Raw genomic sequence first — 14,168 nt, forward strand, 5'->3', positions numbered from 1 at the left:
GAAGGTGAAATGCTGCTCTCATAATACGCCGTTTTATTCATTAAACGATAGTTGAAAAAAATAAGTGCCCTTGTTATTCTTTGAATTAAACTAATGGGGGCGAAAAGCATGGAATCGTTAAAAAGTAATCTTTTTTTGACCAGAGAAGCATATTTGGAAGCTTTTGAAACAATCATGACACCTTTAAAAACAGCTATTTTAACATCAGAAAAACCTGGCGTGAATTTTGGGTCCAGTGGTGCTGTCTATGATCAGCAACATGCTGAAATGGAAGCGCTCATTCGACCATTATGGGGAATTGGACCGTATTGGGTTACTTGTAAAGATGATGTTTTAAGAGATGCTTATGTGGAAAAATTAATCGCAGGAACTGATCCGTCATCCCCAGATTATTGGGGCGTTATTGTTGATTATGATCAATATATTGTGGAAGCAGCAGCATTATCTTTAACTTTATTGCTTCATAAGACATATTTTTGGTCCTGTTTTTCTGAGAAACAGCAAGAAAATATCATGGTTTGGTTAAATAAGGCACTTGGTTGTAAAATTCCTAAAAATAATTGGACGTTTTTCAAAGTGCTCATTCGTTTGGCACTCGAGGGATGTGGACAAGTGATTAACCAAACGGAACTAGAGGAAGAATTGGCGTTGATTGAACGCATGTATTTAGGTGATGGTTGGTATATGGATGGTAAAACTACGCAAAGAGATTATTATATTTCGTTTGCTTTTCATTATTATAGTTTGATTTATGTCAAATTTATGCGAGAAAGAGATCCTATTCGTGCGAAACGTTTTACAGAACGAGCCGTCATGTTCGCGCAGGACTATCTGTACTATTTTGATGAGGAGGGCGAAGCGTTACCTTACGGACGTAGTCAAACGTATCGGTTTGCTCAAGGAGCATTTTTCGCAGCTTTGATATTTGCAGAAGTAGAGGCGTTACCTTGGGGACAAATAAAAACGCTGTTAGCAAAACATTTACACTGTTGGATGCAACAGACTATTTTCACTTATGATGGTCGGTTGTCCATTGGCTATCATTACGAAAATTTAGTAATGGCAGAAGGTTATAATGCACCAGGCTCTCCGTATTGGGCTTTTAAAACATTTTTGTTGCTCGCTGTGGATCAAGACCATCCGTTTTGGCGTGCTGAACCGCTGGCGATAAAGCGAGAAGAAAAGCGTTTGATAGAAAAGGGAAACATGTTATTAATCCATCCTAAAATGAAAACGCATGTCCTCGGCTATCCTGCAGGACTATGGCTTGAAAATCAAGCGCATGCCGCGGCTAAATATAGTAAATTTGTCTATTCTAGCCGCTTTGGTTTTAGCGTTCCCAAAGCTGGCGCGTGTTATGAGGAGGGAGCTTTTGATAACGTATTGGCTGTTTCTCGTGATGGTGAATATTTTCGTGTTAAAGGGAAAGTTCATGATTTTTATTTAACAGAGGAGCAAGTTTATTATAAATGGCTACCTTTTCAAGAAGTAGAAATTGAAACAACCATTTATCCTTTTGGAGAATGGCATGTTAGAGTACATGAAATAGTGACATCGGTTCCATTAAAAGTGCGCGAAGGAGGATTCAGTCTACCGTTACTTGGAAAATTTTCAGAAAAAGAACTTGGTAAAGAGTGGGCTAGAGTCGATTCAGGAGAATTGGGTTCGCAAATAGTTGCAATTGAAGGGTATGACCACGCAGGTATTCTTCAACCTGAACCCAATACATCGTTGTTTTTCCCAAGAACAAGTTTACCTTATTTGCAAAAAGAGCTACCAATAGGAACGCATCGCCTGATTTGTTTGGTAGGCGGTGTGACAAGGGAGGAATAAAAAATGATAAAAATCGAATTGAAAAATAAAGACAATCAGATTATTACTGGCCGAATCGATCACGAGAAGCCAGAAGCGCCATTCATGGCGGAGGGAGACACGTTAGCGGTATTAGCAATTAAACAGTACCTTTATCAAGTTGGCGATAAAATTGTAGTGACTTATACAGGGGCTACCCCTTATTTGATGGTTCAATTAGATGAAACTTTGGCTCCTTCATTGATTTATCTAAAAGAAAAAGTTTGGGAATATCAAATTCCATTAGAAGAATCTGCTCGAAAAGCTTTTGTTGATACGGCCTTTCATTCAGCAAGGCACCAAATAATGGTTCGACAAGCGCACACGTTTGAAAAAGACAATTATCAAAATCTTTCTATGAATACACATGACCAAAAAGAATATTCAGGAGCCTATCCTCATGCGTATGCAAACGTTGAAACGAGAGACGATGCTGTTTTCTTTGCGAAAAATGCTATTGATTCTAAGTTTGGTAACCTTTCTCATGGCTCGTATCCATTTGCTTCTTGGGGAATTAACCAACAAAAGGAGGCACAGTTAACGATTGACTTTGGCAGACCTGTAGAAACGGACTGGATCCGCTTGCTATTTCGGGCGGATTACCCACATGATAGCTATTGGGAGGAAGTCACTTTAGCCTTTTCAGATGGAGAGGAACGAGTAGTTGCCACAACGAATACCGCCTGTTTTCAAGAAATAAAGTTCCCAATGAAAACAACACAAACTTTGACATTAAAATGCTTACGAAAAGCGCTGGACTCTTCTCCATTTCCAGCGTTGACCCAAATTGAAGTATTCGGTCGGAATAAATAACAAGAGGTCGGGACAGAACCGTTTAGCTCCGAGAAATAAGAAGAAATTTCCGAAAATTGATCTTTGATTTTTGGAGACCAAGTAGGTATTGTTCATCATCGAATCACTACGTTCTTCGTGATTCTCAACAATTTCGGCTTATTTCCGAAGGACCTTCAACTCTTAGAGCTTTAGCTCTTAGAAGTTGTTGAGATCGGAGCAACGCGTAGTGTTGGTTCTTTTCCCGCCGTTTATCAGTTTTTGAGCGTGGAGCAAAAATCCAAAGTGATTTTTGTCCCACGCTCTTGTTTTTAAGATAAATAATCAAGAAAGGTCGCTTTTTATTTTCTTTTACGTTATAATACAATAAGTTAATATGTTAACAAGTTAAGGAGTGATGGAGATGTGTAGTCAAGAAAATAAACAAAGACTGATCTCTCTAGGAGAAAATGTCACAGATGAATGGATTCAAACGCAATTAAATGAATGCGTTTCAAAAATTGCTAAAAATATGCAGCGTTTCGGAACACAGTTTCCTTCAGCTTGTGCTACGAATGGTCGATATCGTCTCAAAGCTAACGATGATTGGACCAATGGCTTTTGGACAGGCATGCTTTGGCTGGCATATGAGTGGTCTCACCAAGAAAAATTTCGTTTACTGGCAATGGAAAATATTGACAGCTTTCAACAACGATTAGAAGAGCATTTTGTTTTGGACCACCATGATATTGGTTTTTTATATAGTCTATCGGCGGGTGCTGGGTATAAAATTACCGGTGATGAGCGCTGTAAACAAGAAGTGCTAGCTGCCGCTGAAGTATTGTCAGCACGATTCCAAGAAAATGGCTCCTTCATTCAAGCGTGGGGCCATTATGGTGATCCCAAAGAATATCGATTAATTATCGACTCGTTAATGAATTTACCGCTTTTATTTGAAGCAACTAAATTATCTGGAAATAGGGTTTATGAGGAAATTGCCTCACGTCACTATCATACGTTAATGAAAACGGTGATTAAATCCGATGCGACAACTTATCATACCTATTATTTTGATCCAGAAACAGGCAAACCAAAACATGGAGCTACGCATCAAGGACATAGTGATACTTCCATTTGGGCACGAGGCCAAAGTTGGGCAATTTTAGGGATTCCCCTAAACGAAACATTTCTCCATTCCCAACCATTTCCAGAAATTTATCCACAAATAGTGGAGGTTTTTCTAGCTCATTTGCCAGCAGATTTAATTCCCTATTGGGATTTTGATTTTAATGACCAAATGCCATCTGACAAAGATAGCTCGGCACTGTCAATTGCGACATGTGGTTTATTGGAAGCAGACAAACTACAGGCTTTTCCTCAAGCAAAAGAGCTTGCCAAAGGAATGATTTATCAATTAGGAGAATATTATCGTACGAAAAATGATTCCGAAAATGAAGGACTGCTACTCCATGGTGTTTACGCACATGCAGAAGGAAAAGGGATTGATGAACCCAACTTATGGGGCGATTATTTTTACATGGAAGCCTTAATGCGTTTAGCAAAACCATCATGGCAAAGATACTGGTAAAGGGGAAAAATGATGCAAACGTTTGAGATTAAAGAAGACTTTTTATTAAATGGACAACCAATAAAAATTATTAGCGGGGCGATTCATTACTTTCGAATGACACCTAGCCAATGGGAAGATAGCCTCTATAATCTGAAAGCTTTAGGAGCTAATACAGTAGAAACCTACATTCCTTGGAATATTCATGAACCAGAAGAAGGCGTATACGATTTTGAAGGAATGAAAAACATTGAAGCATTTGTCCGCTTGGCAGAAAAACTGAATTTACTAGTTATTCTGCGTCCTTCGGCTTATATTTGTGCAGAATGGGAGTTTGGTGGCTTACCAGCATGGCTTTTGAAAGAAAAAGGCGTACGATTACGTTCGACAGATCCTATTTTTATGACTAAAGTTCGTAACTATTTTCAAGTATTATTGCCTAAACTAGCACCGCTGCAGATAACACAAGGTGGACCAGTGATCATGATGCAGGTTGAAAATGAATATGGGTCCTATGGCATGGAGAAAGCGTACTTGCGACAAACCAAGCAGATAATGGAAGAACTGGGGATTGAGGTTCCTCTTTTTACATCTGATGGCGCTTGGGAAGAGGTTTTGGATGCGGGGACGTTAATTGAAGAGGATGTTTTTGTGACAGGAAATTTTGGTAGTCATTCGAAAGAAAATGCTGCCGTTTTGAAAAAATTTATGACTCGTCATGGTAAAAAATGGCCGTTGATGTGCATGGAATACTGGGATGGGTGGTTCAATCGTTGGGGCGAACCAGTGATTCAGCGGGAAGGTACCGACTTGGCGAAAGAAGTAAAAGATATGCTGGCAGTGGGTTCTTTAAATCTCTATATGTTTCATGGAGGAACAAATTTCGGCTTTTATAACGGGTGTTCGGCGCGAGGTGCAAAAGATTTACCTCAAGTCACTAGCTATGATTATGATGCTTTATTAACAGAAGCAGGAGAACCAACAGAAAAATATTATGCCGTTCAAAAAGCAATTAAAGAAGTATGTCCAGAAGTTTGGCAAGCACAACCACGCACGAAAAAACTGGGGAATTTAGGAAGCTTTTCAGTAACTGCTAGCGTATCTTTATTCGCAGTAAAAGATCAAATGATGACACCGAAGACCACCGCGTATCCATTAAGTATGGAAGAAGCTGGCTCAGGCTATGGCTACTTGCTTTATTCGTTTGATTTAAAAAATTATCATCATGAAAATAAACTAAAAGTGGTTGAGGCCAGTGATCGTTTACACATTTATGTAGATGGAGATTTAGCTGCTACCCAATATCAAGAGACAGTGGGAGAAGAGCTACTGATTTCAGGGCAAACTGAAAAAGACACACTTGCGTTAGATATCTTAGTGGAAAACTTAGGTCGCGTTAATTATGGCTTTAAATTAAATAATCCGACACAAAGTAAAGGAATTCGAGGTGGAGTGATGCAAGACATTCATTTTCACCAAGTCTATCAACACTATCCCTTAACTTTTTCACAAGAGCAATTAGCCAAGATTGATTACACAGCTGGAAAAAATCCATTGCAGCCTTCATTTTATCAAGTAACATTTGAATTAGAACAGCTAGCAGACACGTATATTGACTGTCGAGGCTACGGCAAAGGATTCGTTGTGGTCAATGGCCATCATCTAGGTCGTTATTGGGAAATAGGACCCATTCATTCGCTGTATTGTCCCAAAGAATTTTTACAGCAAGGACAAAATGAAGTAGTAATTTTTGAAACAGAGGGAATTGAAATTGAGTACTTGAAATTTACGAATCAAGTAATCATAGATTAAAAAAATAGAAGTAGAAGCTGAAATTTATTCGGCTTCTACTTCTATTTTGGTTTTGAAATATTTCCAATGTTTATAACTAATAATATATTCAGCAACACTACCATCTGCGAGATAGGAATGTTTAACTTGTTTAACAGCGGGTTCACGAAAACTTAATTGAAGTAAATTCAATAACTCAGCATCTTCGGGAAAGACAATTTCATTTGTTTCTACAGAAGCCAACGAGAAGAGGTCTACTGAAAAATCTTTACGGACTCGTTCATACACACTTGCATAAGCTGTGAGGTCCTTTGAGAGCGGCTCTTTAACAAGCTTTTTGGGAAGATGTGTGATATGTACGAGAAAGGGTGTATCTTCAGAATAGCGTACACGCTTGATTCTATAATAAGAAGCGTTAGCTGGTAAGCCTAATTCCTTTAAAATTTCGGCTTGATTATCTTCTTCAATTGAAAGGACTTTAACTTTTTCAGAGTCTAAAGAATGCAACTCGATATCAGAAAATTTTACATTTTGAGAAACTTTTGATTTCGAAACAAAGGTCCCTTTTCCTTGGATACGATACAAGTAACCTGCACTGGTCAGCTCATTCAGTGCTTTGACAGCTGTGATAGAACTAACAGCATATTTTCGTTTAATATCGGCTTCAGAATAAAATTTATCACCAGGAATAAAGGTATGATTTTTTATTTCACGTAAAAGGTCTTGTTTAATTTGTTCATATTTAGGTAACATGCGATTGCCTCCATTCTAGTAATCGAATGAATTAAGCATAACATGTTAACTAGCCTTTAGCAAACACTTTGAAAAAGAGGAAAGACAATTTTTATTTAAAGAATTCAAAAAAATAAATTCAATATATTAAGATATTAGGTTTACGGATAACTTAGTATGTGTTATAGTAAGTTCGTAGAGAACATAACATGTTAAGTAGGGTCACCTACATCTAGGGAGGGAAATTCGTGGAAAACATTGTACTAATTAGTCATGGTAGCATGGCTGAAGGCGTCAAAGTTAGCTTAGAAATGATCGTTGGTCGGCAAGAACACGTGCATACAGTCTCATTACGACCAGATAGCGACAATCTTCAATTTGAGAAAGAGCTAAATGAAAAAATGAAAGCCCTTAACGGTACGACACTGATTATTGCTGATTTACTAGGAGGAACGCCATGTAACGTGGCAACTAAGAATTATTTGAACGTTGACGGAGTGGAAATTATTGCAGGGATGACGCTCTCTGTTGTGATTGAAGCAGTGGTTAATCAACAGGCTTCGATTAAAGAATTAGTTTGTTTAGCACAAGAAAATATTGTTGATGTAAAGGCTGGAATGAATCAAGCGGAACAAGAGATTTCAGAAGCCAGCAAAGAAAAAGAGTTAAGTAACTATAGTCAATATGCTGGAAAAGAAAATATTGTAAACACACGGATTGATGAACGGTTAATTCATGGACAAGTAGCGGGAATTTGGTCGACAAGTCTTAGTACACAGCGAATAATTGTAGCCAATGATGAGGCGGCTACAGATCCTTTACAAAAATCATCTTTGAGAATGGCAGCGCCTTCTTCGATGCGTTTATCTGTTCTTGGAGTAGAGGCTGCCGCTAAAAATATTCAATCAGGAAAATATGGTAAACAGCGTTTATTTTTATTATTTAAAAATCCGAAAGATGTGCTCCGCTTTATCGAAGCGCAAGGACCTATCAAAACTGTAAATGTTGGGAATATGAGTTACAAAGAAGGAGCACGCGAAGTAACAAAAAGTATTCAAGTTTTACCAGAAGAAGAACAAATTTTTGAAACAATCGCTTCAAAAGGCGTCACTGTGACAGCCCAATTAGTTCCAAACGATCCAGTCGTTGATTTTATGAAAAAATTACGCGGCTAAAACAGTCAGACTAAGAAAGAATATTTTTAAATTTAGGAGGAAATTTCAATGCATTTAGCAGCGTATCAAATTATTTTAATTACTATTTATGCGTTTATTGCTATTAATGACTCACTTATTTCAAATACGTTGACGCAACCAGCTATTGCTGGAATGATTTCTGGAATGATTATGGGAGATTTAAAAACTGGTTTAATGGTTGGCGGCACTCTTCAATTAATGCGTTTAGGAATTGCTGCTTTTGGTGGAGCATCGGTACCTGATTATTTCACAGGGGCTGTTTTAGGAACCGCTTTCGCTGTAATCTCTGGAAAAGGAGCGGAGTATGGCATTGGTTTAGCTGTTCCTGTTTCTCTGTTGATGTTGCAACTAGATGTAGTCGCCCGTTTTTGTAATGTCTTTTTACTTCATAGTGTCGATAAAGCGATTGATAAGATGCAAGTAAAACGGATTCCACGCTTAGTTTTATCTGGTTCTGTTCTGTGGGGACTGTCTCGTGCTATTCCGATTTTATTAATGTTATTAGCGGGGGATGCTGTAGTAACAACGATTACCGATAACATGCCAGAATGGCTAATGACGGGCTTAAAAACAGCTGGAGGAGTATTACCTGTTGTCGGTGTAGGGATTTTATTACGTTACTTGCCAACGAAGCAATATATCCCCTATTTACTATTAGGCTTTTTCTTAGCGGCTTATTTAAAAGTTCCAATGTTAGGTGTTTCGATAGTTGGGATGGTAGCAGCGATGCTTGTATTTAAACGTGATGGGGCAAAAAGCACGACACAAGCAACAACAGGAAATGGTGATTTTGAAGGAGGATATGACGGCGATGAGTAAGCATAAACTGACAAAAAAAGAATTAAATGCAATTAGCTGGCGTTATATTTTAGGAAGCCAATTAAACTGGAACTATGAACGTATGATGAGTTCAGGATATTTATACGGCATCTTACCTGTTTTAAAAAAATTCTATGGTCATGATGAAGCACAATTTCAAGATATGATGCGCACACACAATCAATTTTTTAACACCAATGCTATTTTTGGGAATTTAATTATGGGGATTGATGTGGCGATTGAAGAGCAAGATGGTTATAAAGCGAAAGAAACAATTATTGCGTTAAAAACAGCTCTGATGGGTTCTTTGGCAGGCGTTGGGGACTCTTTATTCCACGTTATTTGGGGGACGATTTTCGGCTCTGTTGCAGGGACACTGGCTCAAAATGGTTCGGTGGTGGGCTGTGTTATTTGGATTATTGCAAATATTGCACTATTGTTTGGTCGGGCCGCGCTCTTACCACTTGGTTATAAGCAAGGGGTCAAACTAGTGACGACCTTAAAAGACAAGTTATCTGCCTTTACGAATGCAGCAACTGTTCTTGGTGTGACTGTGATTGGTGCCTTAATTCCTTCAGTTATCAAGGCGACAGTTCCTTTTGTTTATAAAAAGAACGGGGTCGAATTAGTTATTCAAGATACGTTAGATGCGATTTTGCCTTCCTTAGTTCCAATCTTACTTGTTCTTTTAACTTATTGGATGTTAGGTCAAAAGAAATTAAATTCCACACGAGTGATTTGGATTATTTTAATTTTATCGATTGTTTTGAGTGCCTTTGGTATTTTGGCGTAAAAAGTATATTAAGTGATTTTCAGAGAGTCGGAGAGTGTAGAAAGTATTTTTCTTCACTCTTTTTCTCTGATTCGGATGTAAGCGTTTTACAATAATTTTTTAGGAGGAGAAAGAATGAAAAACAGGAAAATATGGTTAATGCTGGTCGGACTGTTTACTGCTTTGACGAGTGGATTTATGGGAACCACTCTTACTTTTGCAGAAGAAAACGAAGCGAGCCAAACGATTGAGCAACCCTCTTACATTTCAGATTTCCCCAATCAAGTTGGGCATTGGCAAGATTTGGTGGGAACAGCAGAAAAAAAGAATGATTCTGCTGGTTTATGGATAGCAAACACGAAGCAAGGGACAAACCTCGAATCTGTCTCTATCAATCTTGATGCACGCGAACAATCTTCAGGAGATCTTGAACTAACCTTTTTATATGAAGGGCAAAGTAACTTCGGATTGGTTTTTCGCGGAGATAAACAAAAGACGAGTCAATGGCAATCTTTTGCTTATAATCGTGACGGCCGCTGGCAATTAGGACAACCAGGCGGTAAATGGCTAACTAATATTCCGGGACCAACATTACTAAGTGGCCAACAATATAAACTGCTGGTTCGCTATGATGGGAAAAAAATTCAAACATTCCTGAATGATCAATTATTTTATGAAAATGAAGAGGTTCATTATCCTGATGGTACGTCCATTAATGATGACTGGATGGGTACTGTAGGAATTAGACTATTTGGTAATCTATCAAAGCTGAATATCATTTCTATGAAAAGTGGCCCCGTTGGTAGCGTTCCTGTTATCGATTCATCTGCAGAATACCGAGAATTAAAAGAAAAATGGCGAAATCAGCTTGTTTCAAAAGAATATGATTCAACTAACCAAGCGCTTGTAGACTATGTCCAAAAAATCTCCAATGAAGCAACAGAACTCGATCAAACGATGAATAAAGAGCCGAACCGCAGCTATTTATGGCCACTAGAGCCTGGCAATACGCCATCGGCTGATTTAACGACTCAATTTACCAAATTGCAAAAATTAGCGTTAGCCTATGGAACGAAGGGGAGTACGCTTTACCAAGATGACAAATTGGCAGCAACCATTATTGATGGCTTAGATTTTATGGTAACGCAAAAAGGGTATGATGGGAAAAAGTACCACGGAAATTGGTGGGACTGGCAAATTGGTGTGCCACAGAAGTTTCTTAATATTCTAATGATTTTAGAGGATAAAGTTTCTCCGGAAAAGCAACAAATCTATACAAATGCGCTGAGCAGTTATGTCCCAGATCCGTTTAAACAGTTGTATACAAAACCACAAGGAACGTTTGTGGATTTAGCTTTTATCCCAAATTTTGTGACATCAGGAGCGAACCGCACGGACTTAGCTTTAACTGTTTTGGGGTTAGGAATTTTACAAAAGGATAGCGGGAAAATTAATCAAGCATCCAGTAGTATCGTCGATGTATTTAAATTAGTCACAAAAGGTGATGGTTTTTACCAAGATGGTTCTTTTATCCAGCACAATAACATTCCTTATACAGGTTCGTATGGCAATGTTTTGGTGAAAGGGGTTGGACAAATTTTGGCCATTACAGCAGATTCATCTTTTCAAATGGATGCAACTCTTGTGACAGAATTTGTTGAAAATGTTGATCGTGCCTTTCTTCCTTTGATTTATAAAGGTGAAATGCTACCAACTGTGAATGGCCGTTCCATCTCAAGAGCCCCAGCAGTTGGAAAAACAGGCTATGGCTCAACTACCATGTATAATTTATTAATTGTGGCTAAATTTGCTCCTAATAATTATCAAAAGAAATTTCAAGAAGCCGTTAAATATTGGATGAAGGAGAACCCAGATTATTATTTGACAAATGCTCGTGATTTTAATGATTTACAGATGACTATGCAACTTTTAACTAATCCAGAAATTACGGGAGGGCAACTTCCTTTTACAGGCACGAAACTTTATGCTTCGATGGATCGATTTGTCCAACGCACACCTAGTTATATGTTTGGGCTAGGCTTGTATTCAAAGCGCACTGCATCTTTTGAAGCAGGGAATAAAGAAAATAAACGTGGCTGGCACACTGGTGACGGAATGATGTACGTATATAATGATGACGAGGTTCAATTTAATTCCAGCTATTGGCCAACTGTAGATCCCTATCGACTACCAGGAACAACGGTAGATACCATTTCTTTGGCAGATGAAGTTTCAGCATTTACAACAATCACATCGAAAGAGCAATGGGTTGGTGGAGTAACGTCAGACAATCAGGCAGTAGTAGGGATGGCTCTTAATAAAGACGGGACCAAAAATAATGGGAAACTTTTACCTATGAACCTACAAGCTAAAAAATCTTGGTTTGTATTAAATGGGCAAATTATCGCATTAGGCGCAGGAATTAAAGGGGATACAGAGGCTTCGATTGAGACAGTTGTTGATAATCGTTTGTTAAATGATGCGTATCAGTATCAAGTGCTATCAAATATTGGGGAGATTCATGAGAAAAATGAAACGAGTAAAAAACAATGGTTATTACTAAAGTCGGATCATTCCAATGCTAATATGGGTTATTATTTTCCAGAAGAAACAACGGTAAATGTTAAAAGTGAAACTAGAAAAGGAACCTATAAAGCAATTAATGAAGCATTTCCAAGTGATAAAGAATATGTAGGTGATTATCGAACATTTACGATTCAACATGGTCAACACCCAACGAACGAGCATTATGCTTATGTAGTTTTACCAGGAATCGATGAAACTGATTTAAAAACATATGCTGCCAAAAAAACAGTAGAAGTTCTCTCAAATACAGAAGAAATTCAAGCAGTTAAGCAAGAAGAAGAAGGCTATCTTGGGGTTAACATTTGGTCAGAAACTGGCGGTACAATAGCAGGGATTACCTCAAATAAAGCTATTTCTTTAATCAGAAAGACACAACAACACCAAAAAACGTATACTTTCTCTGATCCCACACAAACAACTAAGACACTGACTTTAAAAATACCAAAAGATTACAGCACAGTAATTAGTCAAAGTGACGGAATCACTTATGATGATGCAACAGAAACCTTTACTATTAATTTTGAAAATGCCGCAGGAAGTAGTAAACAAATTATTGTAGAATAACTAAAAGAAATTAAAGTAGCCTCAAATTCCAGTTTAATCGGAATTTGAGGCTACTTTGTTGAAATTATTTAAGATTCTAACATTTCTGCAGGTAATAAAATCGTTTCACGATGGCCATCATCAAAAGCAAAAATTCGCGACGGATATGCCGTAGAATAACTAAATGGTAAGTCGATTGCCATTTCTACTGAACTATTTTCTTGAGAAAAATGGACAGTCACTTTGCCATTATTGTTCAACAAATCAAAGTGAAGTAAGTCGTTTAAAGGGATAACCCCTTTTAGATTTAAGTCAATAATCAACCAAATACTATCAATTAAGCCACTAGGTAAGCTAGAAACAACACCTAATGAAGCATAGCGGCTACGGTCACTATCAAAACGTTCAAACATATGGATGACCTCCTTTTTGTTTACTTACTTTTAGTATACTGCAAATTTAAAAAAAAGAAATTGTTTCGTTTGAAAATATTGCGTAGATTAGCAAAAATTTAATATTCCTCTGTAGCTTCCTAGCTCTGCAGGTGTCATCATTTATGTGAAGAAATCAAGCCATGCAGTAAAAAGAAAATGGGACGTACGTTGTTTCAACGTACATCCCATTTCTAAAACTTAAGAGAATCAGCTGAACAAAAGTGTACTCTTTATTCGGCTAATTCTGGTTCAGTCGTTTCAGCAGCTGTTCCTTCTTCTTCTTCTTCAGGAGCAGTTTGTGCTTCAACAATAGCAACTAGTTGTTCTTCTGGATCAGTTAAAATTTCATAGTCTTTGTGTTCAGGTAAATCAGCGATTGTAAGAGCATCACCAATTTCTAAGTTTGTAATATCTACTTCAATTGATTCTGGCAATTTATCTGGTGTGGCTGCCACTAAAACAGTGTACAAGTTTTGAGCTAAGGTACCCCCAGCTTTCACACCTGCAGATTCACCAATTAATTGAACTTCTGCTTCGACTTCTGTTGTTTCTTTCATATTTACAGATAAGAATTCAACATGAAGCATTTGACCAGTAAAGGTATCTAATTGTGCTTTCGACATTAATGTGTTGATGTTTTTGCCATCAACTGTCATTTTAATAACGGTGTTAGCACCATGTTCGCGTAAAATTTTTGATAAGTCTTTTTCTTCAAAATAGATTGGTGTACTTTCAATTTGGTAACCGTAAACAATGGCAGGTACTTTCCCTTCGTGACGTAGCTGATTTCTTAGTGAACGTGGACGGATAGCTCTTTCTTTAACTTCTAATTGTACTGACATAACCTAATTCCTCCTTGAAATAATGAGTGATTTGGTTAAACTCAGAAACAAAACATAATGGAAAAAAGAAACTCTTTTTTCAGTTGTTCTTGTCTAGAAAAATGCTAACAATAATCAAAAAATCCCCACAAATATTGCCAGGCAACACTCATGGGAATGGTTCATTGTTATCGTTGTTCTCTCCCAGGTCATTACGCTGTTTTTGAGAAACCTTTATTTACTTTACTTATTAACCGTAACACTTATATTTTTATACGTCAAGGA

The 14,168-nt window shown here is 37.7% G+C and carries 11 protein-coding genes; 8 read left to right on the forward strand and 3 right to left on the reverse strand.

Annotated elements, in window-relative coordinates:
• The first annotated feature begins 93 nt into the window (after nucleotides 1-93).
• From IGK27_RS02740 to IGK27_RS02755, 4 genes are all read left to right on the forward strand, one after another.
• A complete protein-coding gene (locus IGK27_RS02740; RefSeq protein ID WP_050444180.1) occupies nucleotides 94-1,833 on the forward strand; it encodes a DUF2264 domain-containing protein in 1,740 nt (579 codons plus the stop codon).
• A gap of 3 nt (nucleotides 1,834-1,836) precedes the next feature.
• Nucleotides 1,837-2,664 (forward strand): hypothetical protein, encoded by an 828-nt coding sequence (locus IGK27_RS02745; protein WP_002391333.1) that lies wholly within the window; start codon nucleotides 1,837-1,839, stop codon nucleotides 2,662-2,664.
• A 382-nt stretch (nucleotides 2,665-3,046) separates the two neighbouring features.
• Nucleotides 3,047-4,210 (forward strand): glycoside hydrolase family 88 protein, encoded by a 1,164-nt coding sequence (locus tag IGK27_RS02750; protein ID WP_033626518.1) that lies wholly within the window; start codon nucleotides 3,047-3,049, stop codon nucleotides 4,208-4,210.
• A 12-nt stretch (nucleotides 4,211-4,222) separates the two neighbouring features.
• Nucleotides 4,223-6,001 (forward strand): beta-galactosidase, encoded by a 1,779-nt coding sequence (locus IGK27_RS02755; protein WP_267589424.1) that lies wholly within the window; start codon nucleotides 4,223-4,225, stop codon nucleotides 5,999-6,001.
• A gap of 24 nt (nucleotides 6,002-6,025) precedes the next feature.
• On the opposite strand, the gene IGK27_RS02760 is transcribed toward IGK27_RS02755, so the two are convergent.
• The gene (locus IGK27_RS02760) at nucleotides 6,026-6,733 is read right to left on the reverse strand and encodes a GntR family transcriptional regulator (protein WP_002355690.1); all 708 of its coding nucleotides are present in this window, start codon (nucleotides 6,731-6,733) and stop codon (nucleotides 6,026-6,028) included.
• A 260-nt stretch (nucleotides 6,734-6,993) separates the two neighbouring features.
• Here IGK27_RS02760 and IGK27_RS02765 point away from each other — a divergent pair, with 260 nt between their 5' ends.
• From IGK27_RS02765 to IGK27_RS02780, 4 genes are all read left to right on the forward strand, one after another.
• Nucleotides 6,994-7,887 (forward strand): PTS mannose/fructose/sorbose transporter subunit IIAB, encoded by an 894-nt coding sequence (locus tag IGK27_RS02765; protein ID WP_002383065.1) that lies wholly within the window; start codon nucleotides 6,994-6,996, stop codon nucleotides 7,885-7,887.
• Nucleotides 7,888-7,935: 48 nt separating this feature from the next.
• On the forward strand, nucleotides 7,936-8,727 hold the full coding sequence (locus IGK27_RS02770; RefSeq protein ID WP_002358771.1) for a PTS mannose/fructose/sorbose/N-acetylgalactosamine transporter subunit IIC: 792 nt from the start codon (nucleotides 7,936-7,938) through the stop codon (nucleotides 8,725-8,727).
• Nucleotides 8,720-9,520, forward strand: a complete 801-nt coding sequence (locus IGK27_RS02775) for a PTS system mannose/fructose/sorbose family transporter subunit IID (protein ID WP_002383066.1) — start codon at nucleotides 8,720-8,722, stop codon at nucleotides 9,518-9,520. Before IGK27_RS02770 ends, IGK27_RS02775 begins: the two co-directional genes overlap by 8 nt.
• 114 nt (nucleotides 9,521-9,634) lie before the next feature.
• Nucleotides 9,635-12,649 (forward strand): polysaccharide lyase 8 family protein, encoded by a 3,015-nt coding sequence (locus IGK27_RS02780; RefSeq protein WP_033626517.1) that lies wholly within the window; start codon nucleotides 9,635-9,637, stop codon nucleotides 12,647-12,649.
• A 68-nt stretch (nucleotides 12,650-12,717) separates the two neighbouring features.
• On the opposite strand, the gene IGK27_RS02785 is transcribed toward IGK27_RS02780, so the two are convergent.
• Together IGK27_RS02785 and IGK27_RS02790 are read right to left on the reverse strand one after the other, a co-directional pair.
• Nucleotides 12,718-13,041 carry a DUF960 domain-containing protein gene (locus IGK27_RS02785; RefSeq protein ID WP_002355697.1) on the reverse strand — a complete coding sequence of 108 codons (324 nt, stop codon included), beginning with the start codon at nucleotides 13,039-13,041 and terminating at the stop codon, nucleotides 12,718-12,720.
• A gap of 251 nt (nucleotides 13,042-13,292) precedes the next feature.
• Nucleotides 13,293-13,904, reverse strand: coding sequence for a 50S ribosomal protein L25/general stress protein Ctc (locus tag IGK27_RS02790; protein WP_033626516.1), 612 nt, complete (start codon nucleotides 13,902-13,904; stop codon nucleotides 13,293-13,295).
• Nucleotides 13,905-14,168 lie beyond the last annotated feature (264 nt).

It is taken from the genome of Enterococcus sp. DIV0236 (genome assembly GCF_050558525.1).
GTDB lineage: Bacteria > Bacillota > Bacilli > Lactobacillales > Enterococcaceae > Enterococcus > Enterococcus faecalis.

What these genes read in the sequence shown, in the direction of transcription:
- IGK27_RS02755 (WP_267589424.1), top strand. Translation starts at nt 4,223, where the DNA reads ATGCAAACGTTTGAGATTAAAGAAGACTTTTTATTAAATGGACAACCA.
- IGK27_RS02745 (WP_002391333.1), top strand. Translation starts at nt 1,837, where the DNA reads ATGATAAAAATCGAATTGAAAAATAAAGACAATCAGATTATTACTGGC.
- IGK27_RS02775 (WP_002383066.1), top strand. Translation starts at nt 8,720, where the DNA reads ATGAGTAAGCATAAACTGACAAAAAAAGAATTAAATGCAATTAGCTGG.
- IGK27_RS02750 (WP_033626518.1), top strand. Translation starts at nt 3,047, where the DNA reads ATGTGTAGTCAAGAAAATAAACAAAGACTGATCTCTCTAGGAGAAAAT.
- IGK27_RS02770 (WP_002358771.1), top strand. Translation starts at nt 7,936, where the DNA reads ATGCATTTAGCAGCGTATCAAATTATTTTAATTACTATTTATGCGTTT.
- IGK27_RS02760 (WP_002355690.1), bottom strand. Translation starts at nt 6,733, where the DNA reads ATGTTACCTAAATATGAACAAATTAAACAAGACCTTTTACGTGAAATA.
- IGK27_RS02780 (WP_033626517.1), top strand. Translation starts at nt 9,635, where the DNA reads ATGAAAAACAGGAAAATATGGTTAATGCTGGTCGGACTGTTTACTGCT.
- IGK27_RS02790 (WP_033626516.1), bottom strand. Translation starts at nt 13,904, where the DNA reads ATGTCAGTACAATTAGAAGTTAAAGAAAGAGCTATCCGTCCACGTTCA.
- IGK27_RS02785 (WP_002355697.1), bottom strand. Translation starts at nt 13,041, where the DNA reads ATGTTTGAACGTTTTGATAGTGACCGTAGCCGCTATGCTTCATTAGGT.
- IGK27_RS02740 (WP_050444180.1), top strand. Translation starts at nt 94, where the DNA reads ATGGGGGCGAAAAGCATGGAATCGTTAAAAAGTAATCTTTTTTTGACC.
- IGK27_RS02765 (WP_002383065.1), top strand. Translation starts at nt 6,994, where the DNA reads ATGGCTGAAGGCGTCAAAGTTAGCTTAGAAATGATCGTTGGTCGGCAA.